The 24236-nt window shown below is 73.0% G+C and carries 21 protein-coding genes and 1 riboswitch; of the genes, 15 read left to right on the top strand and 6 right to left on the bottom strand.

Translation table 11 applies throughout. The annotated features are described in order from the left end of the window. Positions 1-196 precede the first annotated feature (196 nt). From EPA64_RS03070 to opgC, 3 genes are read left to right on the top strand one after another with little or no spacing between them, the layout of a single operon-like run. Positions 197-1729, top strand: a complete 1533-nt coding sequence (locus EPA64_RS03070; RefSeq protein ID WP_134724793.1) for an OpgD/OpgG family glucan biosynthesis protein — start codon at positions 197-199, stop codon at positions 1727-1729. A gap of 4 nt (positions 1730-1733) precedes the next feature. Continuing rightward, positions 1734-3872 carry a glucans biosynthesis glucosyltransferase MdoH gene (mdoH, locus tag EPA64_RS03065; protein WP_134724792.1) on the top strand — a complete coding sequence of 713 codons (2139 nt, stop codon included), beginning with the start codon at positions 1734-1736 and terminating at the stop codon, positions 3870-3872. Next, a complete protein-coding gene (opgC, locus tag EPA64_RS03060; RefSeq protein WP_246026585.1) occupies positions 3869-5002 on the top strand; it encodes an OpgC domain-containing protein in 1134 nt (377 codons plus the stop codon). Before mdoH ends, opgC begins: the two co-directional genes overlap by 4 nt. Positions 5003-5110: 108 nt before the next feature. Here opgC and EPA64_RS03055 read toward each other — a convergent pair whose 3' ends face one another. From EPA64_RS03055 to cobU, 3 genes are all read right to left on the bottom strand, one after another. Beyond that, complete coding sequence (locus tag EPA64_RS03055) at positions 5111-5833, bottom strand: adenosylcobinamide-GDP ribazoletransferase (RefSeq protein WP_134724791.1); 723 nt, start codon at positions 5831-5833, stop codon at positions 5111-5113. Positions 5834-5856: 23 nt separating this feature from the next. Next, positions 5857-6756, bottom strand: coding sequence for a nicotinate-nucleotide--dimethylbenzimidazole phosphoribosyltransferase (gene cobT, locus EPA64_RS03050; RefSeq protein WP_134724790.1), 900 nt, complete (start codon positions 6754-6756; stop codon positions 5857-5859). Between the two features lie 87 nt (positions 6757-6843). Beyond that, on the bottom strand, positions 6844-7368 hold the full coding sequence (gene cobU / locus EPA64_RS03045; protein ID WP_134724789.1) for a bifunctional adenosylcobinamide kinase/adenosylcobinamide-phosphate guanylyltransferase: 525 nt from the start codon (positions 7366-7368) through the stop codon (positions 6844-6846). 107 nt (positions 7369-7475) lie between these two features. Between cobU and EPA64_RS03040 the strand changes: the two genes are divergently transcribed. The 3 genes from EPA64_RS03040 to cbiB are packed head-to-tail and all read left to right on the top strand — an operon-like array spanning position 7476 to position 9813. Further along, entirely contained in the window at positions 7476-8078 is a 603-nt protein-coding gene (locus EPA64_RS03040) for a histidine phosphatase family protein (RefSeq protein WP_246026584.1), read from the top strand. Continuing rightward, the gene (locus EPA64_RS03035) at positions 8075-8860 is read left to right on the top strand and encodes a propanediol utilization protein (RefSeq protein ID WP_167626570.1); all 786 of its coding nucleotides are present in this window, start codon (positions 8075-8077) and stop codon (positions 8858-8860) included. Before EPA64_RS03040 ends, EPA64_RS03035 begins: the two co-directional genes overlap by 4 nt. Continuing rightward, positions 8857-9813, top strand: a complete 957-nt coding sequence (cbiB, locus tag EPA64_RS03030) for an adenosylcobinamide-phosphate synthase CbiB (protein WP_134724788.1) — start codon at positions 8857-8859, stop codon at positions 9811-9813. Before EPA64_RS03035 ends, cbiB begins: the two co-directional genes overlap by 4 nt. Here cbiB and EPA64_RS03025 read toward each other — a convergent pair. After that, positions 9810-10760 carry a LysR substrate-binding domain-containing protein gene (locus tag EPA64_RS03025; protein WP_134724787.1) on the bottom strand — a complete coding sequence of 317 codons (951 nt, stop codon included), beginning with the start codon at positions 10758-10760 and terminating at the stop codon, positions 9810-9812. The two genes, cbiB and EPA64_RS03025, sit on opposite strands and share 4 nt — an antisense overlap. Positions 10761-10847: 87 nt before the next feature. Between EPA64_RS03025 and EPA64_RS03020 the strand changes: the two genes are divergently transcribed. From EPA64_RS03020 to cobD, 6 genes are all read left to right on the top strand, one after another. Beyond that, complete coding sequence (locus EPA64_RS03020) at positions 10848-12026, top strand: CaiB/BaiF CoA transferase family protein (RefSeq protein ID WP_134724786.1); 1179 nt, start codon at positions 10848-10850, stop codon at positions 12024-12026. Continuing rightward, a complete protein-coding gene (locus tag EPA64_RS03015) occupies positions 12023-12967 on the top strand; it encodes a hydroxymethylglutaryl-CoA lyase (RefSeq protein WP_134724785.1) in 945 nt (314 codons plus the stop codon). Before EPA64_RS03020 ends, EPA64_RS03015 begins: the two co-directional genes overlap by 4 nt. Positions 12968-13004: 37 nt before the next feature. Further along, positions 13005-13988 carry a TRAP transporter substrate-binding protein gene (locus tag EPA64_RS03010; protein WP_134724784.1) on the top strand — a complete coding sequence of 328 codons (984 nt, stop codon included), beginning with the start codon at positions 13005-13007 and terminating at the stop codon, positions 13986-13988. 4 nt (positions 13989-13992) lie between these two features. After that, positions 13993-14523: a TRAP transporter small permease gene (locus EPA64_RS03005; RefSeq protein WP_167626569.1), complete on the top strand. Its 531-nt coding sequence runs from the start codon at positions 13993-13995 to the stop codon at positions 14521-14523. Next, a complete protein-coding gene (locus EPA64_RS03000; protein WP_134724782.1) occupies positions 14520-15806 on the top strand; it encodes a TRAP transporter large permease in 1287 nt (428 codons plus the stop codon). The genes EPA64_RS03005 and EPA64_RS03000 overlap by 4 nt, the downstream gene beginning before the upstream one ends. Positions 15807-15869: 63 nt before the next feature. Further along, complete coding sequence (gene cobD, locus EPA64_RS02995) at positions 15870-16817, top strand: threonine-phosphate decarboxylase CobD (RefSeq protein WP_134725113.1); 948 nt, start codon at positions 15870-15872, stop codon at positions 16815-16817. 38 nt (positions 16818-16855) lie between these two features. Here the strand turns inward: cobD and EPA64_RS02990 are convergent, their stop codons facing one another. Together EPA64_RS02990 and cobO are read right to left on the bottom strand one after the other, a co-directional pair. Next, entirely contained in the window at positions 16856-18292 is a 1437-nt protein-coding gene (locus tag EPA64_RS02990; protein WP_134724781.1) for a cobyric acid synthase, read from the bottom strand. A 328-nt stretch (positions 18293-18620) separates the two neighbouring features. Continuing rightward, the gene (cobO, locus tag EPA64_RS02985; RefSeq protein ID WP_134724780.1) at positions 18621-19262 is read right to left on the bottom strand and encodes a cob(I)yrinic acid a,c-diamide adenosyltransferase; all 642 of its coding nucleotides are present in this window, start codon (positions 19260-19262) and stop codon (positions 18621-18623) included. Positions 19263-19291: 29 nt separating this feature from the next. Further along, positions 19292-19516, top strand: a riboswitch (cobalamin riboswitch). An 86-nt stretch (positions 19517-19602) separates the two neighbouring features. Between cobO and EPA64_RS02980 the strand changes: the two genes are divergently transcribed. Genes EPA64_RS02980 through cobN form a run of 3 tightly spaced genes read left to right on the top strand, consistent with a single transcriptional unit; the run spans position 19603 to position 24224 of the window. Continuing rightward, positions 19603-19959 (top strand): DUF1636 family protein, encoded by a 357-nt coding sequence (locus EPA64_RS02980; RefSeq protein WP_134724779.1) that lies wholly within the window; start codon positions 19603-19605, stop codon positions 19957-19959. Then, positions 19960-21015: a cobalamin biosynthesis protein CobW gene (gene cobW / locus EPA64_RS02975; protein ID WP_134724778.1), complete on the top strand. Its 1056-nt coding sequence runs from the start codon at positions 19960-19962 to the stop codon at positions 21013-21015. Further along, complete coding sequence (cobN, locus tag EPA64_RS02970) at positions 21015-24224, top strand: cobaltochelatase subunit CobN (RefSeq protein WP_134724777.1); 3210 nt, start codon at positions 21015-21017, stop codon at positions 24222-24224. Before cobW ends, cobN begins: the two co-directional genes overlap by 1 nt. Positions 24225-24236 lie beyond the last annotated feature (12 nt).

Below are 24236 nucleotides of genomic sequence, written 5' to 3'. Positions count from 1 at the left end.
CGGGTGGTGGCGGCGCTGGGCTGGGAACCCGGCGGCATGGCGCTGTTGCGGGCGACGCTACCCCTGCTGCTGGAATAGGCGCGGCGCTGCGGGATAACCGGCCAAGAATGTTGCCGCGCTTGCGGACCTGCGCTAAGGCTGGCAACGTTCCCCCGTCGGATGCCTGCAAGTGAAGCGTCGCCTGTTCCTTGGTTCCATGACCGCTGCCGCGACGCTGGGCCTGACGCCCCGCGGCGCCCGTCCCGTTCACGCGCAGGCGGCGGCGATCCCCGCCACCGACCCCGCCGATGTGGCCCCCGCGTGGAGCTTTGACCAGGTCGTGGCGCGCGCCGCCGAACTGGCCGGGCAGGCGCATCAGCGGCGTGACGCCACGCTGGCCGCGCCCTTTGCCGACCTTGGCTATGACGCCTATCGCGGCATCCGCTTCCGGCGCGAGGCCGATCCGTGGCGGCTGCCCGATTTCGGGCTGGACCTGCTGCCGCCGGGGATGCTGTATACCGACCCCGTGACCATCAACCTCGTGGAAAACGGGGCGGTCCGCGCGCTGCCGTTCGACCCCTCGGTCTTTGATTTCGACGACATCTCGTTCCCGCCCGACGCCGCGGCGATGCCTGCCGGGGACATGGGCTGGTCGGGGTTCCGCCTGCGCGCCAACCTGAACCGGCCCGATCATCTGGACGAGCTGGCGGTCTTTCAGGGCGCCAGTTATTTCCGCGCCCTGTCGCGCGGCGCCCGCTATGGCCTGTCGGCCCGCGGCCTTGCGCTGGGCACCGGCAGCGCCGAGGGCGAAGAGTTCCCCGTCTTCCGCGAGTTCTGGCTGCACCGGCCCGGTGCGCGCGACCGCGCGGTCACGGTTCAGGCGCTGCTGGACAGCCCGTCCGTCGCGGGCGCGTATGAGTTCGTCATCACCCCCGGCGACGACACCGTCATCGCCACGCGCGCCGCGCTGTTTCCCCGCCGAGACCTGGCGCAGGCGGGCATCGCGCCGCTGACCTCGATGTTCTGGTTCGGACCGGGCGACGGCGCGGGCGAGGATGACTATCGCAGCGCCGTCCACGACAGCGACGGGCTGCAGATCGTGACCGGCACCGGACAGCGGCTGTGGCGGCACCTGATCAACCCGCCGACGCTGCAGATGTCGGCCTTTGTGGACGACAATCCGCGCGGCTTCGGGCTGGCGCAGCGCAAGCGCGACTTTGCCGCGTATCAGGACGCCGAGGCCCGGTATGAGCTGCGGCCCTCGGCGTGGATCGCGCCGCGCGGCCTGTGGGGGCAGGGCGCGGTGTCGCTGGTCGAGATCCCGGTCGAGAACGAGTTCAACGACAACATCGTCAGCTATTGGCAGCCGGCCGTGGCCCTGGCCGCGGGGCAGCGCCATGATTTCGCCTATGACCTGACCTTCGGCGCGGTGCCCCCCGACGATGCGCCGCTGGCCCGCGTGCGCCAGACCCGCACCGGGCAGTCGATCAACGCGCGCGGCGCGCGCAGCTATGTCATCGACTTCGACCTGGCGCTGTTCATGGGGGCGGACGATCCGGTCGCCGCCGTCACCGCCTCGGCCGGGCAGGTGGACCACCTGCATCTGGTGCGCCTGCCCGACCAGGGGGTGATGCGCCTTGCGTTCGAGTTCCGGGACGACGGCGCCGAACTGGCCGATCTGTCGGCGGTGCTGAACGGCCCCGCCGGCGCGCTCAGCGAGACGTGGCTGGCGCGCTGGACGCGGGGCTGACCGGATGGACAGCGCGCCCCTGCAGCCGCCGCCGGTGACAGCGGCCGACCCCGGCCCGCCGCCCGCCGCCGCCGCCGATCCACCCGCCCAGCCGCCCGCCGTGCCGCCGGAATCGCCGCTGGCGATGCCGGTGCAGGATTTCCGCGCCGCCCCACCCCCGGGCCCCGCCCGCCAGCCCGCCACGCCGGACGTGCGCGCCGCCCGGCTGATCGCCTTCGGCGGCACCGCCGTGGTGACGGCGCTGGGCTGCTGGCAGATGCTGCTGGTCTTCGGCGACCGCATCCAGCCGCTGCAATACGCGCTGCTGGGGCTGTTCACGCTGACCTTCGCGTGGGTCGGCTTTAGCTTCTGTTCGATGCTGGCGGGGCTGGTCGCGCGCCAGCCGCAGACCCCGGCCGATCCGGGGGACGCGCGTGTGGCCGTGGTCATGCCCGTCTATCACGAGGATGCGGGCGACAGCATGGGCCTGCTGGCCGCGCTGGCGGACGAGATGGCGGCCGCGGGGCTGGCCGGGCGGGCCGAGATCTTCGTCTTGTCCGACAGCCGCGACCCGGCGTTCTTCGCTGGCGAGACGCTGGCCGTCGCGGCCCTGCGCGCGGCCGCGCCCATCCCGGTCTGGTATCGCCGCCGCACCGACAACGCCGGGCGCAAGGCCGGCAACATCGCCGAGTTCGTGCGCCGCTGGGGCGGGCGCTATGACCAGATGGTCGTGCTGGACGCCGACAGCGTCGTGTCGGGCCAGGTCGTCGCCGCGATGAGTGCGCGCATGGCCGCCGACCCCGCGCTGGCGCTGATCCAGACCATCCCGATGCTGACCGGCGGGCAGACGATCTTTTCGCGCGTGATCCAGTTCGCCGGCCGCTTCTACGGTCCGCCGACCGCGCGCGGCGTCGCCGCATGGTCGGGCGACAACGGCAATTTCTGGGGCCACAACGCGATGATCCGCGTCCCCGCATTCGCCGCATGCTGCGGCCTGCCGGAACTGCCCGGCAAGGCGCCCTGGGGCGGCACGGTCCTGTCGCACGACTTCGTCGAGGCGGCGCTGCTGGCGCGCGCGGGCTGGAAGGTGCGGCTGGACTGGGATCTGCGCGCCAGCTTCGAGGGCAGCCCGCCGACCCTGCTGGACATGGCCGTGCGCGAACGCCGCTGGGCGCAGGGCAACCTGCAGCACCTGCGCCTGATCGGCGCGCGCGGGTTCACCTGGGTCAGCCGGGCGCATTTCGCCATCGGCGTGCTGGGCTTTGTCATGTCGCCGGTGTGGCTGGCGATGATCCTGGTCGGCATGGCGCTGACCGCCAACGTGATCCTGTCGCAGCCGCAGTATTTCCCCTCGACCTTCCAGCTGTTTCCCGACTGGCCCACCTTTGACGCGGCACGGATGAAATGGCTGTTCGCGGCGGCGATGACGCTGCTTTTGCTGCCCAAGGCCATCGCCATCTTCCGGTCGTGGCGCCGCCCGCTGGCCGCCGCGTCGGGCGGCCGGTCGCGGGTGCTGCTGTCGGCGGTGTTCGAGACGGTGATGTCGGCGCTGATCGCGCCCGTGCAGATGCTGATCCAGACCCGCCAGATCCTGGAAATCCTGCAGGGCCGCAACTCGGGCTGGGAAAGCCAGGTGCGCAAGGGGTCGATGCCGCCGTGGCCGCTGGTCCTGCGACGGCACTGGATGCATGTCGCGGCGGGGCTGGTGACGCTGGCGATCCTTGCGGTGCTGTCGCCGGGCCAGCTGATCTGGCTATCGCCGATCCTGGCGGGGCTGATCCTGGCGCCGCTGACCTCGCGCTGGTCGGCGTCGGCGGTGCTGGGGCGCTGGGCGCGGCTGGCCGGCCTGCTGGTCACCCCCGAGGAACGGTCCGTGCCCCCCGTCCTGTCGGCCGCCGTGGCCCACGCCCGGCGCGTGCGCCCGCCCGCCGACGCCACGCTGGCGCTGGCCCGCGACCCGGCCGCGCGCGCGGCCCACACGGCCCTGCTGCCGCCGCTGCCCGACCGGCCCGCGGCCGAACGCCTGCCCGCCATCGCCGCCGCCGCCAAGATCGGGGCCGCGACCTCGCAGCGGCAGGCGCTGGAGTTCCTTGACCGCGCCGAGCGCGCCGCCCTGCTGACCGACCCCGCGCTGCTGGACCGCTGGGCCGCCCTGCCGGAATGACGCAGCCCGCCGCCCGCATCGGCGCGCTGGACATGCTGCGCGGTTATGCACTGGCCTGCATCATGCTGGACCACATGCCGCTGGGCGTTCTGCGGATGGTCACGCTGACCAACTTCGCGATCTTCGACGCGGCCGAGCTGTTCGTCCTTTTGTCGGGGTTCCTGGTCGGCATGGTCTGGACCAAGGTGCAGGCGCGCCAGGGGCTGGCGGCCGCGCAATGGCGGTTTTTCCGCCGCGCGGGGCAGGTCTGGCTGGCGCTGGTCATCGGCGGCGTCCTGCTGGCGCTGCTGTCGCGGGGCCTGAGCGAGGCGGGGCTGGTCCACACCGCGGTCTGGTTCGAATACGGCAACTGGGTGATCGACAACCCGCTGGGCTATCTGGGCACGCTGGCCCTGCTGTGGATGCAGCCGAACCTGCTGGACGTTCTGGCGCTGTATGTGATCCTGCTGGCGCTGGCCCCGGCGACGGTGCCGGTCCTTCTGCGCTGGCCGTGGCGGTTCGCCGCCGGGTCGCTGGCGCTGTGGGCCGTGGCGGTGCCGCTGAACGCCGCCCTGCCCAACCAGCGGGTCGAGGGCGGGCTGCTGTTCAACCCCTTCGGCTGGCAGATGCTGTTTCACGCGGGCGTGGCGATGGGGCTGTTCCGCCACCGCTTCATGCCGGCGCTGCGCCGCCATGCCGCGGCGCTGACGCTGCTGGCGGCGGTGGTGACGATCTACTCGCTGGGGATGGTGACGCTGTGGCGCATGGGGCCGGACGGCAAGCGGCTGGCCGACGCCATGTGGCACGCCGTCGGCTCGGTGGACAAATGGTCGCTGGACTGGGTGCGCTTTGCGGCGATCATGGCGGCCAGCTGGCTGGTCGCCGTGCCGCTGTCGGGGCTGTTCTCATGGGCGGCGGCGACCGGGCCGGGGCGCGCGCTGGCGGTCATCGGGCGCGGCGGGCTGGTCAGCTTTGTCGCCTGCGTGCTGCTGTCGGTGCTGGGCGACGCGATGGCGATGACGCCGCCGGGCGCGGGCTGGGGCCGCCTGCTGGCGGTCGATCTGTGGGTGATCGCCGCGCTGTGGCTGGTGGCCCTCGTCTGGCTGCGGATCAAGGCGCGGCGCGCGGCGGTCTGGGTTGCGGACTCATAAGCCCGCATCCACAGCCTTGAGCAGGCGGGGTGCACTGCCGCGAGGTCGTTGCGCGCCGATTTTCCGCAGATTGGCCACTTTGCGGAAATGCACTTATGGGTTCACAACCTAAGCGGTCAGCACGACCAGCGCCGCCAGTTCGGCCACGACCTGCGCCGCGCCCAGCACGTCGCCGGTGATCCCGCCCAGACGCCGCAGCGCCAGCGCCGCGATCCCTGCCGCCGCCAGCGCCGCAAGCGGCAGCGCCCACGGCCCCGCCGCCAGCAGCATCGCCGCGCCGGTCAGCGCCGCCACGGCGGCACCGGCGGGCGTCAGCCCGGCCCGCGCCGCCGCCGCAAAGCCGCCCGCGCGGGCCAGCGGCAAGCGCAGCAGCATCGCGGGCAAAAGGCCACGGCTGGCCGCCCCCGCCGCCGCCAGCGCCAGCGCGGCATCCGCCGTGTCCCAGCCCGCCAGCAGCGTCAGCGCCGTCCAGCGCAGACCCAGCGCCACGACCAGCGCCGCCGCGCCATGCGCGCCGATGCGGCTGTCCTTCATGATCGCCAGCCGCCCCTCGGGATCGCGCCCGCCCGACAGCCCGTCGGCCAGGTCGGCCAGCCCATCCTCGTGCAGGGCGCCGGTCAGGGCCAGCCCGGCGGCGACCGCCAGCCCGGCGGCGACCGGCGCGGCCAGCGGCAGCGCCAGCACCAGCGCCTGCGCCAGCCCGACGACCGCCCCCGCCAGCGGCCAGGCCCAGGCCGACGCCCCCATCGGCGGCGCGGTCCCGATCCGCCCGACGGGCAGCCGGGTCAGCAGCGCCAGCGCCAGACGCGCCTGATCCAGCCGGGGCCGCACCCGATGCGCCTGCCCCGGTCGAGTCACCCGATGCCCGCCTCGGCGAATGTCGCCATGCCGTCGTGCATCGCCAGCGCGTGGCGCAGGATCGACAGCGCCACAGCGGCGCCGGACCCCTCGCCCAGCCGCATTCCCAGATCCAGGATCGGCTGCTTGCCCAAGGCCGCGCACAGCGCCGCGTGGCCCGGTTCGGCGCTGGCGTGCCCGATCAGGCAGTGGTCCAGCAGCCGCGGGTCGGCCGCGTGCAACACCAGCGCCGCCGCGCAGCAGATGAAGCCGTCCAGCATCACCGGCACCCGCGCCGCGCGCGCGGCAAGGATCGCGCCGCAGATCGCCGCCTGCTCGCGCCCGCCGATGGCCGCCAGCACCTGCAGCGGCGGCAGGCCGCGGGCGCGCGCCGCACCCGCCGTCACCGCCGCGCGCTTGCGCGCCATCGTCGCGTCATCGGCGCCGGTGCCCGCGCCGGTCCAGTCCCCGGCTGGACCGCCCAGCAGCGCCGCGCACAGCGCGGCCGCGACGGTGGAATTGCCGATCCCCATCTCGCCCAGCGCCACCACCTGCGCGGCGGGATCGACCGCCGCGCGGCCGCGGTCCAGCGCATCGGCAAGGGCTGCGTCATCCATTGCCGGGCCTTGGGTGAAATCGGCGGTGGGTCGGTCCAGATCCAGCGCCACGACCGACAGGTCGGCACCGGCCACCCGCGCAAGCTGGTTCACCGCCGCGCCGCCAGCGCGGAAATTGTCCACCATCAGCGCCGTCACCGCCTGCGGGAACGGGTTCACGCCCTGATCGCAGACCCCGTGGTTGCCCGCAAAGACGATCACCTGCGCGCGGTCGATGCGGGGGCGGGCGGTGCCCTGCCAGCCGGCCATGAACACCGCCAGATCCTCAAGCCGGCCCAGCGATCCGGGGGGTTTGGTCAGGCTGTCCTGCCGCGCGCGCGGCGTCCACCGCGGCGGCGTCGGGGGCGGTCAGGTCGGCGGTCAGCGCCGCGAAATCAAGGCTCATCGTCAATCCTTATCCAGGGCCGGTCCCTTCAGGACCAGCGGTAGTCCGCAGGCGACCAGCACCACCCGGTCGGCGGCCGCCGCGACCTGCTGGTTCAACAGCCCCGCCGCGTCGCGGAACCGCCGCGCCAGCGCGTTGTCGGGCACGATGCCCGCGCCGACCTCGTTGGTGACAAGGACCACGGGATCGCGGGCGGTCCCAAGCGCGGCCAGCAGGGCGGCGGCGGCCGCGTCGATGTCGTGGCCGCCCAGCATCAGGTTGGTCAGCCACAGGGTCAGGCAGTCGACCAGCCGCGGCCCCATGCCGTCGGTTTCGGCCAGCGCCGCGGGCAGGTCCAGGGGCGCGGCCCGGTCGGTCCACTGCGGCCCCCGCCGCTCGCGGTGGGCCTTGATGCGGTCGGCCATCTCGGCGTCGCGGGCCTCGGCCGTGGCCAGATAGACGGCGCGGCCCGCCCGCAGGGCCAGCGTCTCGGCGATCCGGCTTTTGCCGGACCGGGCGCCGCCGGTGATCAGGGTGATGCGGGTCATGGTCGCTTCGCGGGGAATGGGGCGTGAGGGTGGGGTTGGGGCAGGGCGGGTCTTGTTCCCCGCGCCCCGACAAAGCAGAAACGCGGGGCCGCCGAAAGCAGGAAACCGTGATCCCGCCCCCCGACCTGCCCGCCCCCTTGCCCGCGCCGCGCGTCGCGACGCTGATCCTGATCCGCCACGCGCCGTCGGACGATCAGGGCCGGCTGGCGGGGCGGCGCGACGTGTCGGCAGCGGTGGATGCGGCGGCCGCCGCCGCGCTGGCGGCGCTTGCGGGGCCGGTGGACCGCATCGCCGCCAGCCCCGCGCTGCGCTGCCGCCTGACGGCGGCGGCGCTGTGGCCCGGCGCCGACGTCGATCAGGACGCCCGCCTGTGGGAACAGGATTTCGGCGCGTGGGAGGGCGCGGCCTATGCCCATCTGCCCGACCTCGGCCCCATCACCGCCGACGAACTGGCCCGCACCGCGCCCCCCGGCGGCGAGAGCTTTGCCGCGCTGTGCGACCGCACCATCCCCGCGCTGGAGGATCTGGCCCGCCGTGGCGGCCGCATCGCCGTCGTGGCCCACGCGGGCACCGTGCGCGCCGCCATCGCGCGGGCGACGGGCAGCACGGCCGGGGCGCTGGCGTTCCGCGTGGCCCCCCTGTCCCTGACCGTGATCGAGGCGCACCCCGCAGGCTGGGCCGTCACCTGCGTGAACCGGACCGTCGCATGAAAGGGCCGCCAGGGGTCCGCGTTGCCGGTCATTTCGGCGAGCTGTTGCAGGGCCGGCTTGGCCCCGACGGGCCGGTCGCGCTGCTGACGCTGCCCTGTCCGGCGCTGGGCGTGACCGCGTGGGCCGCAGGCGGGCGCGGCCTTGCGCTGCATGGCGGGCTGGTCGCGCCCGCCCGCGCGCGGCGGTTCCTGACGGCGCTGGGCCTGCCGCTGCCGGGCCGCGTCGTTCTGCGGGCCGAGGCGCCGCCGGGCGGGGGCGCGGGCATGTCCACCGCCGCGCTGGTGGCGCTGGCGCGCGCGGCGGGCTGGCGCGGCGATCCCCTGCGGCTGGCGCGGGCCTGCGTCGCGGCCGAGGGCGCGTCCGACCCGCTGATGCTGGACGACGCGGCGACCGTCCTGTGGGCCTCGCGCCAAGGGCGGGTTCTGGGCCGCATGGCGCCGCTGGCAAGGTGCGAGATCGTGGGCGGGTTCGTCGGCCCGCCCCGGCGCACCGATCCGGCCGACGACGATTTCCCCCACATCGCCGATCTGGTCGCGCGCTGGCGGCCCGATCTGGCCACGCAGGCGGCGCTGGCATCCGAATCGGCCGCGCGCCGGCTGGGGACGCGGGGCGTGGCCGCGGGCCTCGTCCGCGCCACGGGGGCGCTGGGCTGGGTCGCGGCGCATACCGGGTCGGCGCAGGGGCTGGTCTTTGCCCCCGGCACCGTCCCCGCCCGGCTGGCCGCCGCGCTGCGCGACATGGAGTTTTCGGGCGTCCTGCGGTTTCGCGCGGGGCTGCCATGACGATGGCGCTGGCGATGCTGGCGGCGCTGGCGCTGGATGCCGCGCTGGGCTGGCCGGCGCGGCTTTATGCCCGCGTGGGCCATCCGGTGACGTGGATCGGCGCGCTGGTCGCGGCGCTGGACCGGCGCTGGAACCGGGGCCGGGGCCGCCGGGCCAAGGGGACGGCGGCGGCGCTGTTGGTGGTCGCGGCGGCGGCGGCCGGGGCATTGGCGCAGGGGGTGCTGCCGGGAGGATGGGCGGGCGCGCTGTTGGTCGGGGTGCTGGCCTGGCCGCTGGTCGCCGCACGGTCGCTGCACGATCACGTCGCGGCCGTGGCCCGCCCGCTGGCGGCGGGCGACATCGGGGGCGCGCGGCAGGCCGTGGCGATGATCGTCGGGCGCGACCCGCAGCGGTTGGACCGGGGCGGCATCGCCCGCGCGGCGCTGGAAAGCCTGGCCGAGAACGCGTCGGACGGGGTCATCGCGCCGCTATTCTGGGGGGCGGTGGCGGGGCTGCCGGGCATCGCCGCCTACAAGGCCGTCAACACGCTGGATTCGATGATCGGCCACCGCACGCCGCGCCATGCCGATTTCGGCTGGGCGGCGGCGCGCATCGACGATGCCGCGAACCTGATCCCCGCCCGGCTGACGGCGGGGCTGATCGCGCTGGCGGGCGGGCGGCCGGCGGCCTCGTGGCGGGTGGCGCGCGCGGATGCGCCCCGGCACCGGTCGCCGAACGGCGGCTGGCCCGAATCGGCGATGGCGGGTGCGCTGGGGGTGCGGCTGTCCGGCCCGCGCGCCTATGCCGACCGTATCGCGCCCGAACCCTGGATCAACGGCGCGGCGGCGGACCCCGGACCGCGGGCGCTGGCGCAGGGACTGGCGGTGTTCCGCCGGGCCGTGGCGCTGGCCGGTCTGGTGCTGGCCGGTGTGGCGCTGGGCGGCCTTGCGCCGGCGGGTTTCCCGCCGCTTTAGCCGGGCCGCCTGACGCGCGCGGGGGCGATCGGCGTGGCCTTCCATGTGCCGTCGGCCACCGCCTTGAACACCAGCTCGGTGATCAGCGCGTGCATCACCTCGCGCGCGACGGTTGGCGGGCGGTCGGTCAGCTGGCACAGATACAGCGTGCGATGCAGCGTCGGCTCGATGATCGGGCGGCTGACGATATCCCCCGCCTGCAGGCGTTCGCGCATGAACAGGTCGGTCCCGATGGCGCAGCCCAGCCCCTCGGTCAGGGCGGCGCCGATGGCCTGGACCGAGTTCATCTGCAGCCGCGCCCGCGATTCCAGCTTTCGCAGCAGGGCCGAATCCTCCATCAGCGCGCGGGCCGACACGCCCTGGCGCAGCAGGATGATGGGCAGGTCCAGCACCTCGGCCACGGTGATGGGATCGGGGCGGTCGCCCACGATGTCGGGGCGGCCCAGCAGGACCATCCGTTCCTCGAGCAGCGGGGTGCAGTCCAGCAGCGGCGTGGGCGGCGGGTTATAGACCAGCGCCAGATCGACATCGACCGACTGCAGGTGCAGCAGCGTCGTCCCCGACAGGCTTTCGGTCAGCACCAGCCGCAGGCTTGGGTGATCGGTCAGCACCCGGCGGGCCAGTTCCAGCCCGATGGCCTTGACCGCGGAATAGGCCAGCCCGATCGACACCTCGCCCGACACCCCCTCGCGCGCGGCGGACAGGTCGGTCCTGGCGTCGTCGATGGCGCGCAGGACGGCGCGGGCGTGGGTGTAAAGCCGCCGCCCCGCCGCCGTCGGCGCAAGCCCCCGCGGCTTGCGCGAAAACAGCGTCACGCCCAGTTCCGATTCCAGGTTCGCCAGATGATAGCTCAGCGCCGACACGGCGACATGTTCCGCCGCCGCCGCCGCCGACAGGCTGCCCGCGTCGTGGATGGCGGCGAAATAGCGCAGCTGGCGGCTGTCCATGCTTTCCAATTCCTCGAACGATTTTTTACATACTCTGTAATTTCACGCAACGTCGCCCGCCGCTAGGGTCCGGGGCAGGAGGGCCGCATGACACAAGAATTCGCGCCGCTGGCCGGCATCCGGGTCGTCGAGATGAGCCACATGATCATGGGGCCGTCCTGCGGCATGTTCCTGGGGTTCCTGGGCGCCGAGGTCATCAAGGTCGAACCGCCGCAGGGCGACAAGACCCGCGCGCTGTCGGGCATGGGGCGGCCGTTCTTTCCGCTGTTCAACCGGGGCAAGAAATCGGTCCAGATCGACAGCGCCTCGCCCGCCGGGCGCGCCGCGCTGGACCGGCTGCTGGAAACCGCCGACGTCTTCGTGGACAATTTCCGCGACCAGTCGCTGGCCCGCATGGGCGCCGATCCCGACGACCTGCGCCGGCGCTTTCCGCGGCTGATCCTCGCGTCGCACAAGGGGTTCCTGTCCGGCCCTTATGAAAACCGCACCGCGCTGGACGAGGTGGTGCAGATGATGACAGGGCTGGCCTATATGACCGGGCCCAGCGGCCGGCCGCTGCGGGTCGGATCGTCGGCCAACGACATCATGGGCGGGCTGTTCGGCGCGCTGTCCGTCGTCGCCGCCCTGATGGAGCGTGAGCGGACCGGCAAGGGCCGGTCGATCCGCATCGGGTTGTTCGAGAACTGCCTGCTGCTGGTCGCCCAGCACATGGTCCAGTTCGAGCTTGAGGGCGTGAACCCGCCGCCCATGCCGGAACGCGATTTCTCGTGGCCGGTCTATGACATCTTCGACACCTTGGACGGCCATCAGGTCTTTGTCGGCGCCGTGACCGAGGGACAGTGGCGGGCGCTGTGTTCCTATCTGGACCTGCAGGAGCTGCTGGACGACCCTGGCCTGCAGACCCGGATGGACCAGATCAACGCGCGGGCGCGCACGCTGCCGGTGGTGGCGCGCGCCATCGCCGGGCGCAACTCGGCCGCGCTGGGCCGCGATTTCGAAGGCATGGGCATCCCGTTTTCCCCCATCGCGCGGCCGTCGGACATGTATGACGACCCGCATGTGATGCGGGCGGGCGGGCTGGCGCTGTCGCATCTGCCGGACGGCACGCCCTTCCGCGCGCCGTCGCTGCCGTTCGAGGTGGACGGCGCCATGATCACCGGCGGCGGCGAGGTGCCGGCCGTCGGGCAGGACACCGCCGAGGTGCTGGGCCGCCTTGGGCTGTCGCCCGACCAGATCGACGCCGCCCGCGGCAGGGTGGCGGCATGACCCGGCTGGCGCGGGTCTATCCCGCCGACCGGATCACCCTGCGCGAGGTCGGGCTGCGCGACGGGTTGCAGATCGCCGGGCAGTTTCCGACCACCGCCGGCAAGCTGGACTGGCTGGCCCGCGAACACGCCGCCGGCGTGCGCCATTTCGAGCTGGGCTCGTTCCTGCCGCCGTCGCGGTTCCCGCAGTTCGCCGACCTTGCGGCCCTGCTGGACGCCGCCGCCGCGATCCCCGGCCTGTTCACCGCCGCGCTGACGCTGAACGAACGCGGCATCGACGCGGCGCTGGCGTCCCCGGTGGACGAGCTGGTCTGCGTCGTGTCCGCGTCCGAGGCGCACAGCCAGGCCAACATCCGCCGTTCGCGCGCGGATTCCCTCGCGCTGGTCGCCCGCGCCGCCGCCGCCCGCGACGCGGGCGCGCCGGGCAAGCTGGTCAACGCGGGCATCGCAATGGCGTTCGGCTGCTCGATCGCGGGCGAGGTCGCGGGCGACGAGGTGCTGGCGCTTGCCGAACGCTGCCTAGCCGCCGGGGCCGACATCGTGGGGATCGCCGACACCGTCGGCTATGGCGGGCCGCGCCAGGTCGGCGCGCTGTGCGCGCGCATGGCCGCGCTGTGCGGCGACCGGCCGTTCATCATCCACCTGCACGACACCCGCGGCACCGGCATCGCCAACGCCGCCGCCGCGCTGGACAACGGCGCCCGCGTCATCGACGCGGCGCTGGCGGGACTGGGGGGCTGTCCCTTCGCGCCGGGCGCCACCGGCAACATCGTGACCGAGGATCTGGTCTATCTGTGCGAACGCATGGGCTTCGCCACCGGCATCGACCTGGACGCATTGACGGCGGTCCGGTCCATCGTCGAAACGCAGATGCCGGACGAACCGCTTTACGGCGCCATCGCGCGGTCCGGGGCGCCACGAAATCTGGACTGGCGGGCCTGACCCGCCAGCCTGACTGCGACAACGGGAGGAGATCGCAATGACCAAACTTTTCGCCGCGCTGCTGGCCACCGCCGCAAGCGTCACGGCGGCGCAGGCCGCCACCCAGATGCGGTGCAGCCACCAGCTGCCCCCCGCCCACCACATCGCCAAGGTGGTCGAGCAGTGGGCGGCCGAGGTCGAGACGCTGTCCGAGGGCGAGCTGGACGTCCAGATCTTTGGCGCCGACAGCCTGGTCAAGGCCAACGACAACATCCTGGCGGTCGCCAAGGGCGACATCGAATGTGCGTTCTCGCTGAACTTTCAGTGGGGCAAGACGCTGCCTCTGATGAACGTGACGGTCGGCCCCTATACCATGTCCTCGATCGAGGCGTGGAAGAAATGGCCCACGTCCGAGGCCGCGGCCCTGCTGGAACAGCGGCTGTCCGACAAGGGCGTCAGGAACATCGCCTGGCTGTTCCAGACCAACACGTCGGTCTTTACGTCCAAGGGCCGGTTCCTGCAGACGCCGGCCGACTTCAAGGGCGTCAAGATGCGGGGCCTGGGGCCGGCGTTCGACACCGGGCTGGCCGCGATGGGCGCCACAACCGTGACGATGCCGGGGTCCGAGGTCTATCAGGGGCTGGCCACCGGCGTCATCGACGCGGCCATCACCGACGTCGCCGCCGCCGTGTCGCGCAAGTATTACGAGGTGCAGGACCATTTCGTCGTCGTCCCGGCGCTTGGCGCCTATCTGCACGGCTATGTGAACCCGGGCTGGCATGACGGGCTGTCCGACAAGTCGAAACAGGCGCTGACGCAGGCCGGGCAATCGGCCGCGCAATGGGCGCTGGACGCCTCGCAGGCGGCCGCCGCATCGGCGCCGGACGAGCTGCGCTCGCACGGGGTGCAGGTCCACGTCGCCACCGATGCCGAGAACGAGGCGTTCCGCGCCGCCATGCAACCCGCCTTCAACGAGGCGTTTGCAGCGGAATCGGGCGACGACGGCACGGCCCTGCTGGGGCTGGTGCAGAAGCTGCAGTAAGCCCATGCGCAGCGATCCCGAAATCGACAGCCCGCCCGAGGCCCCGCCCCGCGGGCCCGCCGGGCGGCTGGCCGCGACCCTGTCGCGCAGCTTTGGCGTGCTGTCGGTGCTGTGCATCGTCGCGATGCTGGTGCTGACGGCGGTGAACGTGTTCGGGCGCTATTTCTTCGGCGCGCCGGTGCGCGGCGCCGAAGAGGTGGTGGGCTTTCTGATCGTGGCGACGGTGATGTTCGGCGCGGCCGAGGCGCACCGCCGCGACGAGCATATCGCCATCGACATCGTGCAGGGCGCGTTCTCGGCGCGGATGCGGCGGCTGTCGTCGGTGCTGGGGCATGTGGCGGTCATCGTCTTTGCCCTGGCCATCGCCTGGACGGGGTATGAGACGGTCGTCTTCTCGCGGTCGTTCGGCGTCTATTCGCCCGGCTATCTGGGCGCGCCGATGTGGGTCGTGCAGATCCCGCTGGTCGTGGGCGGCGTCCTGCTGGCCGTCGTCGCGGCGCTGAAGATCGTGGCGGGGCTGAGGGGACGGACATGACGATCACCCTGACATTCCTGGCGCTGATCGCGCTGCTGCTGACGGGCATGCCGATCTTTGCGGCGATCGGCCTGACCTCGATGGGCGTGCTGTGGATCGTCGAGGGCAAGATCGGCGCGATGGGCGACGCGGTGTTCGCCAGCCTGAACAGCCCGCTGCTGGCCGCGATCCCGATGTTCGCCTTCATGGCGCATGTGATGATCAAGGCCCGCGTGGTGGACGATTTGTTCCTGACCGCCAACCGGATGGTCGGGCACCTGCCGGGCGGGCTGGGGTTCGCCACGATCCTGTCCTGCACGATCTTCGCGGCGATCTCGGGCTCGTCGGTGGCGACGGCGCTGACCATCGGCTCGACCGCCATCCCGCAGATGCAGCGGTTCGGATACCGGGCGCGCGACACCTATGGCATCATCGCCGCCGGCGGGACGCTGGGCATCCTGATCCCGCCCTCGGGGCCGATGATCCTGTATTCGGTGGTCTCGGACGCCTCGATCGGGGCGCTGTTTCTGGCCGGGGTGATCCCCGGCCTGCTGATCGCGCTGGCGTTCGCGGTGTTCAGCTGGCTGCAGGCGCGCGCCCACGGCCAGACCCGGCGCGAGCCGTGGCAGGGCTTTGGCCGCGTCGTGCAGGCGCTGCGCGACAGCATCTGGGCGGTGATGATGCCCGTCGTCGTGCTGGGCGGGATCTATCTGGGCGTCTTCACCGCGACCGAGGCGGCCGGCATCGGCGCGCTTTACGCGCTGTTCGTGGCCGTCGTGATCTATCGCACGGTCACCCTGCGCGACCTGATGGGGTGCCTGTGGGACACCATGCACACGACAGCGATGCTGTTCATGATCATCGCGGCCGCGGGCGTCTTTGGCCACGCCATCACCCTGATCCGCCTGCCCAACGCCGTGATCGAGGCGGTGACCCAGCTTGGGCTGGGCCAGACCGGGTTCCTGTTCGTGGTCATGGTGGCGATCTTCGTGCTGGGGATGTTCCTGGAAACCATCGCCATCATCCTGATCACCACGCCGATCATCCTGCCGACGCTGATCGCGCTGGACGTGAATCTGGTCTGGTATGGCATCCTGCTGATCATCAACCTTGAACTGGCGCTGATCACGCCGCCCGTGGGGATGAACCTGTTCGTCATCAAGGGCATCTCGAACGCGCCGCTGGCGGAAATCATCCGCGGCGCGGCGCCCTATGTCGGTCTGCTGATTGCGGCGCTGTTCGTGTTCTGGCTATTCCCGTCGCTGTCGCTGTGGCTGCCGGTCAAGGCGGGCTTCGGCGTCTGAGGCGGGGGCGTCCCGCGCGCGGGGTGCGCATAGGGCGTGCGGCGACGGCGGGGCGGGACGATGGTGCGCGATCACGGCGGCAATCTGGACGCGGCGCGGGCGCGGTTCGGGGACGGGGACTGGATCGACCTGTCCACCGGCATCAACCGCGTGCCCTATCCGGTGCCGCCCATCGATGCGGCGGCGTGGACGGCGCTGCCGACCCGCACCGACATCGCGGCCCTGCATGACGCCGCCCGCGGCGCATGGGGGGCGCGGGGCGCGATCCTGGCCGTGGCGGGCGCGCAGGCCGCGATCCAGATGATCCCCCGGCTGGACCCTCCGGGGCGCGCGCGGGTGCTGGCCCCGACCTATAACGAACACGCCGCCGCCCTGCGCGCGGCAGGCTGGACTGTGGACGAGGTGGCGGACCCCGCCGCGCTGGCCGGGGCCGACCTTGCCGTGGTGGTCAACCCCAACAACCCCGACGGCCGTCGCCACGATCCCGCCGCGCTGCGGGCGCTGGCCGGGCGGGTCGGGCGGCTGGTGGTGGACGAAAGCTTTGCCGACCCGGTGGCCGAGTTGTCCTTGGTGCGCGATCCGGGCGGGGCGCTGGTGCTGCGGTCGTTCGGCAAGTTCTATGGACTGGCCGGGGTGCGGCTGGGCTTCGTGCTGGGGGACGCCGCCTCGATTGCCGCACTGTCGGCGATGGCCGGGCCCTGGCCGGTCAGCGGACCGGCGATCGCGATCGGCCGCGCGGCGCTGGCCGACCACGACTGGGCCGCGGCAACGACCGCCCGGCTGACCGGGGACGCCGCGCGGCTGGACGCGCTGGCCGCCGCCGCAGGCTGGGCGGTGGTCGGCGGCGGCCACCTGTTCCGGCTGTATGAGACGCCGGACGCCGTCGCCGCGCAGGACCGGCTGGCGCGCCGCCACATCTGGTCGCGCATCTTTCCGTGGCACGACCGCTGGCTGCGGCTGGGCCTGCCCGCGCCCGCCGAGTGGGACCGCGTCGCCGCCGCCCTGGCCTGAGGCGTAAAGGCCGGTCAACGACCCCGGCGCGGGGGGCCTTAGCGTGCCACCGCCAGCAGCCCCGCCACATCCAGATGCGCCTCGACATGGTCAGCCAGCGCGTCCAGCGCGGCGTCCACCCCCGATTCGAAGTCGAGGCCCGAGGGCGCGGCCCCCAGCCGTCCCAGGAACGCCTGCCGGAACCCGTCCGCCGCGAACGCGCCGTGCAGATAGGTGCCCATGATCCGGCCGCAGGGGCTGACCGCCCCTTCGGGGACGCCGCCCAGGGTGGCAAAGGGGCGCGCGCGGTCGGGGCCGTTGCTGCGCCCGACGTGGATTTCGTATCCCGCGACGGGGTGGCCCATCGCCGTGCCGGTGGCGCGGGTCACGCGCTTCTCGGCGCTCATCCGGGTGCGGATGTCCAGCAGGCCAAGGCCCGGCGCGCTGCCCGCCGCGCCCTCGACCCCGGCGGGATCGTCGATCGCCGTCCCCAGCATCTGATAGCCGCCGCACAGCCCCAGCACATGGCCGCCGCGCCGCACATGCGCGGCCAGGTCGATGTCCCAGCCCTGCGCGCGCAGGAACGCCAGGTCGCCGCGGGTCGACTTGCTGCCGGGCAGGATCACCAGCGCCGCGTCGCCGGGGATCGGCTGGCCTTCGCGCAGCAGCGTCAGCCGCACGCCCGGCTCGGCCGCCAGCGGGTCCAGATCGTCGAAATTGGCGATCCGCGACAGGCCCAGTGCGACCACATGGACGCCCTGGCCGCCCCCGCGCGGCAGGTCCAGCGCATCCTCGGCCGGCAGGCGGTGGGCCAGCGGAAACCACGGCAGCACGCCATAACCGCGCCAGCCGGTGCGGTCCGCGATCAGCCGATAGCCGTCGTCGAACAGGCGCGGGTCGCCGCGGAACTTGTTGACGACAAAGCCCTCGACCAGCGCCGCGTCGCCCGCGTCGATGACCGCCTGCGTGCCCACGATCTGCGCGATGACCCCGCCGCGGTCGATGTCGCCCGCCAGGATCACCGGCACGCAAGCGGCCCGCGCAAACCCCATGTTGGCGATGTCGCCCGCACGCAGGTTGACCTCGGCCGGGCTGCCCGCGCCCTCGACGATCACCAGGTCATGGGCGGCGGCAAGGCGGCGGAAACTGTCCAGCACCGGCGCCAGCAGCGACGGCTTCAGCGCCGCATAGTCCCGCGCCCTGACGGTGGCCACGCGGCGGCCCTGCACGACGACCTGGCTGCCGGTGTCGGTCTCGGGCTTGAGCAGCACCGGGTTCATGTCGGTCACCGGGTCCAGCCCCGCGGCGCGGGCCTGCAGCGCCTGGGCGCGGCCGATCTCTCCGCCGTCGGCGGTCACGGCGGCGTTGTTGGACATGTTCTGCGGCTTGAACGGCGCGACCGACAGCCCGCGCCGGCGCGCCGCCCGGCACAGCCCCGCGACAAGCATCGACTTGCCCACGTTCGAGCCGGTCCCCTGGATCATCAGCGCCGGCATCAGGGGGCGGCCCTGCGCCCGGCTGTGCGGCCGGAGCCTCCGGGGGGGAGTGAGGAGCGCCTGGGAAACAGTCCGGTGGACTGTTTCCAGCGACGAACGGGCGAAGCCCATGCACCACGCTGAAAGGGGCGGTCGCACCCTGCCCTGGGCCGGCGGACCTGGGAAGGCAGGGTGCTTTCACCGTGGACGGTCATCGGCGTCCCCGCCTGTACCGTGATACCCTTGGACCACAAGGCCCTGAAGATTCGGTTAACGGCTGTTTCATCGTGGCGGAAATATCCCCCGGATCGTCGTATACGGCGATGGGGCGGCGCCCCGGTGCGGCGCCTCAGAACTCGACCCCCGCCTGCCCCTTGATGCCCGACCGGAACGGATGCTTCAGCAGCGTCATGTCCGTTGCCAGGTCCGCCATTTCGACCAGTTCGGGGGCGGCGTTGCGGCCGGTCAGGCAGACATGGGTCAGCGGCGGCTTTTCGTCGCGCAAAAAGGCCAGCACCTCGTCCAGCGGCAGATAGTCATAGCGCAGCGCGATGTTGATCTCGTCCAGCAGGACAAAGCGGATGGCGGGGTCGCGGATCAGTTCCTTTGCCTTCTCCCAGCCGGCGCGGGCGGCGGCGATGTCGCGGGTCTTGTCCTGGGTTTCCCAGGTAAACCCCTCGCCCATCGCGTGGAACCGGCACAGGTCGGAAAAATGCGTGGTCAGCAGGCGGCGCTCGCCCGTGTCCCAGGCGCCCTTGATGAACTGGACGACGGCGCAGGGCATGCCATGCGCCACGCAGCGCAGGATCATGCCGAAGCCGGACGAGGATTTGCCCTTGCCCGACCCGGTGTGGACGATGATCAGGCCCTTCTCGCCCTCTTTCCCGGCCATGATCCTGTCGCGGGCGGCCTTTTTCTTCGCCATCTTCTCGGCGTGGCGGAGGGCGTCGGGGTCGGCTTGCGGGGCGGCGGGGGCAGGGCGGTCGTCCATCGGCGTCTCTTGACAAGGGGGCCGCGGGGGCACAGGGGAAAGGGGTCGGTTCCTGTCTATGACAGGCGAAGAGGGAATGATCTAGGGCCGGTCCCCCGGCGCAAAGGTCAGCCGCCCCCGCGACCGTGACCAGAGAGGTCGCCCATCGCCACTGGCGCGCGCTTGCGCCGGGAAGGCGGGCGGCCGGGACCGCGCCAAGACAGGCGGGGTCCGGCTCTGCAAGCCGGGAGACCTGCCGACGCGAGATCAAGGTGCGGACGGGGTGTTCCGCGACCCGAAGGCCGCGGCACGCCCGGCCATCGGCGAACGCCCCCGATGCCCCAAGGGAAGCAAGGGCGCCATGACGATCACGCTGCATGTCTGCACCACCTGCCGGTCCGGCCAGCCGGTCGCGCCGGGCGAACCGACCCCCGGCCAGGCGCTGTTCCGCGCCCTGGCCGGGCAGGGCGGGCGGCGCGGGGTGCGGATCGTGCCGGTCGAATGCCTGTCGGCCTGCGACAACGGCTGCACCGTGGCGCTGTCCGGGCGCGGCCGCTGGTCCTATGTCTATGGCCGCATGACCCCCGCCGACGCGCCCGACATCATGGACGGCGCCGCGTCCTATGCCGCGACCGCCGACGGGCTGGTGCCCTGGCGCGAACGCCCCGTCATCTTCCGCAAGCAGTCGCTTGCCCGCCTTCCACCGCAGGAGACCTGAATGACCGACCTGTCCAAAGTTCCCGTCACCGTCGTCACCGGATTCCTCGGGTCCGGCAAGACCACGCTGATCCGGCACCTGATGCGGAACCCGCAGGGGCGGCGGCTGGCGGTGCTGGTCAACGAGTTCGGCAGCGTCGGCGTGGACGGCGACATCCTGCGCGACTGCGCCGACGAGAACTGCCCGGCGGAAAACATCGTCGAGCTGGCGAACGGCTGCATCTGCTGCACCGTCGCCGACGACTTCATCCCCACGATCGAGGCGCTGCTGGCGCGCTCCGAAAAGCCCGACCACATCCTGATCGAGACGTCGGGGCTGGCGCTGCCGAAGCCCTTGCTCAAGGCGTTCGACTGGCCCGCGATCCGGTCGCGCATCACCGTGGACGGCGTCGTGGCGCTGGCCGATGCCGAGGCTGTGGCGGCGGGCCGCTTTGCCCCCGACCCCGCGGCGGTGGACGCGCAGCGCGCGGCGGACGCGAGCCTCGACCACGAGACGCCGCTGTCCGAGGTGTTCGAGGACCAGATCGCCTGCGCCGACCTGATCCTGCTGACCAAGGCCGACCTGGCGGGCGAGGCCGGCCTTGCCGCCGCCCGGCAGGTGATCGCCGCGGAAGCCCCGCGCGACATCCCGACGCTGGCCGTCACCGACGGCGCCGTCGATCCGCGCGTCGTGCTGGGCCTGAACGCCGCGGCCGAGGATGACCTGGCCGCCCGTCCCAGCCACCACGACGGCGCCGACGACCATGAACACGACGATTTCGCGTCCGCCGTGATCGCGCTGCCCGATGCCGCCGATCCGCAGGCCGTGGCCGATGCGGTGACGGCGCTGGGGCGCGACCACAGGGTGCTGCGCGCCAAGGGCCATGTCGCCGTCGCGGGCAAGCCGATGCGGCTGCTGGTGCAGGCGGTGGGCGAACGCGTGCGCCACCAGTTCGACCGCCCGTGGGCCGACGCGCCGCGCCGGTCGCGGCTGGTCGTCATCGCCGAGCGCGGCGACCTGGACCCGGCCGCCATCGCCGCCCGCCTGGGCGGCACGGTGGAGTCGAGCGACATCTGATGCACGTCGTCTTCCGCGAAAGCCACGGGCTGGAGGAAACCGACGCCCCCTTTGATCCCGGCCAGACGCCGGGGGACATGGTGGTGCTGTCGTTTTCCGACAGCGACCTTGGCGCCTTCGCGGAAGGCTGGCGCAGGATGGACCGGCGCCCGTCGCTGCGCCTGCAGAACCTTGTGGCCCTGCGCCATCCCGTGTCGGTGGACACCTATGTCGGGACGACGCTGGCGGGCGCCAAGGCGATCCTGATCCGCCTGCTGGGGGGCGAGGGGTATTGGTCCTATGGCCTGGCCAGCGTGCAGGATCTGGCGCGCAGGCGCGGCATCGCGCTGGCGGTGCTGGCAGTGGACGGGCGGCACGATCCGGCGCTGGCGGCGGCCTCGACGGTGGACGGCGCGACGCTCGCCCGGCTGACCGCGCTGTGCGATGCGGGCGGCGCGGTGGCGGCGCAGGCGGCGCTGGCGGAACTGGGGCGCGCGGCGGGGCTGGAGTTGGCTGCGCCAGAAGGGCGGACCGATCTGCCCGACTGCGGCTGGTGGACGCCCGAGGATGGCGTGACCGCGCCGCCGCAGGGGGACGGCCCGTGGGCGGTCGTGACGTTCTATCGCAGCTATCTGGCCGCCGCCGATACCGACCCGGTGGCGGCGCTGATCCACGCGTTGCGCGCGCGCGGCTTTCGGGCGGCAGGGCTGTTCGCGCCGTCGCTGAAAGGCGCGTCGGCGGCGTGGGTGGCCGCGGAACTGCGCGCACTGCGCCCCGCCGCCATCGTCAACGCCACCGCCTTTTCGGCGCGCGAGGGCGGGGTGTCGCCGCTGGATGCGCCCGGCTGTCCGGTGCATCAGGTGGCGCTGTCCACCGCGCGCAGGCGCGACTGGGCGGGGTCGGCGCGGGGCCTGTCGCCCGCCGATCTGGCGATGCATGTGGTCCTGCCCGAGGTGGACGGGCGCATCTTGGCGGGCGTCGCCAGCTTCAAGCAGCCGACCCGGCGCGACCCGGCGCTGGAATATGCGCGCTTTGTCCATCGCGCCGATCCGGGGCGGGTCGCGGCCATCGCGGACCGGGTGGCGGCGTGGCACCGGCTGGGGGCGGCGCCGGTTGCGGACAGGCGGCTGGCGCTGGTGCTGTCCACCTATCCGGGGCGGCCGGACCAGATGGCGCATGCGGTCGGGCTGGATGCGCTGGCCTCGGCCGACGCCATCCTGCAGACGCTTTCCGGCGCGGGCTGGGCCTGCGCGGCGGGCGCGCCGCTGGCGGCGTCGCTGCGCGAGACGATCCGCTGGCCGCTGACGGACTATCGCGGCGCGCTGGCCGCGCTGCCGCAGGGCCTGCGCGACGATCTGGCGGCGGCATGGGGTGCGCCCGAGGCGGACCCCGCCGTGGCGGACGGCGCCTTCCATTTTGCCGCCGTGCGCCGGGGCTGCGCGCTGGTTGCGCTGCAACCGGAACGGGGCGAGGTCGCGGGGCGCGAGGATGCCTATCACGACCTGACCCGCACGCCGCGCCATCACTATGTCGCGTTCTATCTGTGGCTGCGGTCGCAGGGGCTGCACGCGATGGTCCACATCGGCGCGCATGGCACGCTGGAATGGCTGCCGGGGAAATCGGTCGCGCTGGGGCCGGACTGCTGGCCCGACGCGCTGACCGGCGACCTGCCGGTGATCTATCCCTTCATCGTCAACGACCCCGGCGAGGCGGCGCAGGCCAAGCGCCGCATCGGCGCGGTGACGCTGGGCCATGTGCCGCCGCCGCTGGCGCAGGCCGCGCTGCCCGCGGGGCTGGCGGGGCTGGAACGGCTGCTGGACGAATACGCCACAGCCGACGGGCTGGACCCCGCCCGCCGCACCCGCCTGATCGCGGCCATCCGCGAGGCGGCACGCATGGCGGGGGTCGAGGATGATCTGGGCATCCCCGCCGCCGCCTCGGCCGCCGAGGCGATCCCGCGCATCGACCGCTTTGTCTGCGACCTGAAGGAAAGCCGCTTCGGCGACGGGCTGCACGTCTATGGGCAGGCGCCCGGCGAAGCCGAGGGATTGCTGGCCGCGCTGTCGGGCAAGCGGGTCGAACCCGGCCCCTCAGGCTCGCCCGCCCGCGGGCGGACGGACGTGCTGCCCACCGGGCGCAACCTCTTTGCCGTCGATCCCCGCGCCGTGCCGACGCGCGCCGCCCATGCGCAGGGGGTCAGGCTGGCCGAGGAGCTGCTGCGCGCCCATCTGCAGGACCACGGCGACTGGCCGCGCGGGCTGATCGTCGATCTGTGGGGCTCGGCGTCGATGCGCACGGCGGGCGAGGAGTTCGCGATGGCCCTGCATCTGGCGGGGCTTGCGCCGGTGTGGGACGGCGCCACCGGCCGCGTGACCGGCGTCGAAATCGTGCCGTTGCCCCTGCTGGGGCGGCCGCGCATCGACATCACGCTGCGCGTGTCGGGGTTGTTCCGCGACGTGTTCCCCGGCCTTGCCGCGCTGTTCGATTTGGGGGCCGAGGCGCTGGCGGACCGTGACGAGGATGCGGCCGACAACCCTTACCTGACGCGCGCGGCCCGCGTGTTCGGGCCGAAACCGGGGCTTTACGGCATGGGGATGGGCGATCTGACGGCGGATTTGACCGACGCGGGGCGGCACGCCGCCGGGCGGGCGTGGCTGGCGGCGTCCGAATGGGTCGTGGACGGCGCGGGTGGAAGGCAGGACCGTGCGGCGCTGGAATCGCGGCTGGCGGCGGCGGATGCGGCGCTGCATGTGCAGGATCTGGCGGAAACCGACCTGCTGATGGCGCCCGATTTCGCCGCGCATCAGGGCGGCGTCATGGCCGCGCGGGCCGCGCTGGGCCTGCCCCCGCCCGCGGCCTGGCATCTGGACACCACGCGCCCCGACGCGCCGTCGGCCCGTCCGCTGACGGCGGAAATCGCCCGCGTCGTGCGCGCCCGCGCCGCCAACCCGGACTGGGCCGCCGGCATGATGCGCCACGGCTTCCGCGGCGGGGCCGAGATCGCGGCGACGCTGGACAACCTGGCCGCCTTTGCCCAGCTGACCCGCGCGGTGCCGGGGCATCTGTTCGACCTGTATCACGCGGCGACGCTGGGCCGCCCCGAGGTGGTGTCGTTCCTCGACGCCGAGAACCCCGCCGCGCTGGCCGCGATGCGCGACCGCTTTGCCGCGCTGCGCGACGCGGGGCTGTGGGACGGGCGGCGCAATGCGCTGGGAAAGGATCGGCTGTGAGTGCAAGAAGGG

Origin of the sequence: Paracoccus luteus (assembly GCF_004522155.1) — a bacterium.
GTDB lineage: Bacteria > Pseudomonadota > Alphaproteobacteria > Rhodobacterales > Rhodobacteraceae > Paracoccus > Paracoccus luteus.
Note: the sequence above shows the minus strand (reverse complement) of the source record. Positions and strands in the feature narration are given on the sequence as shown.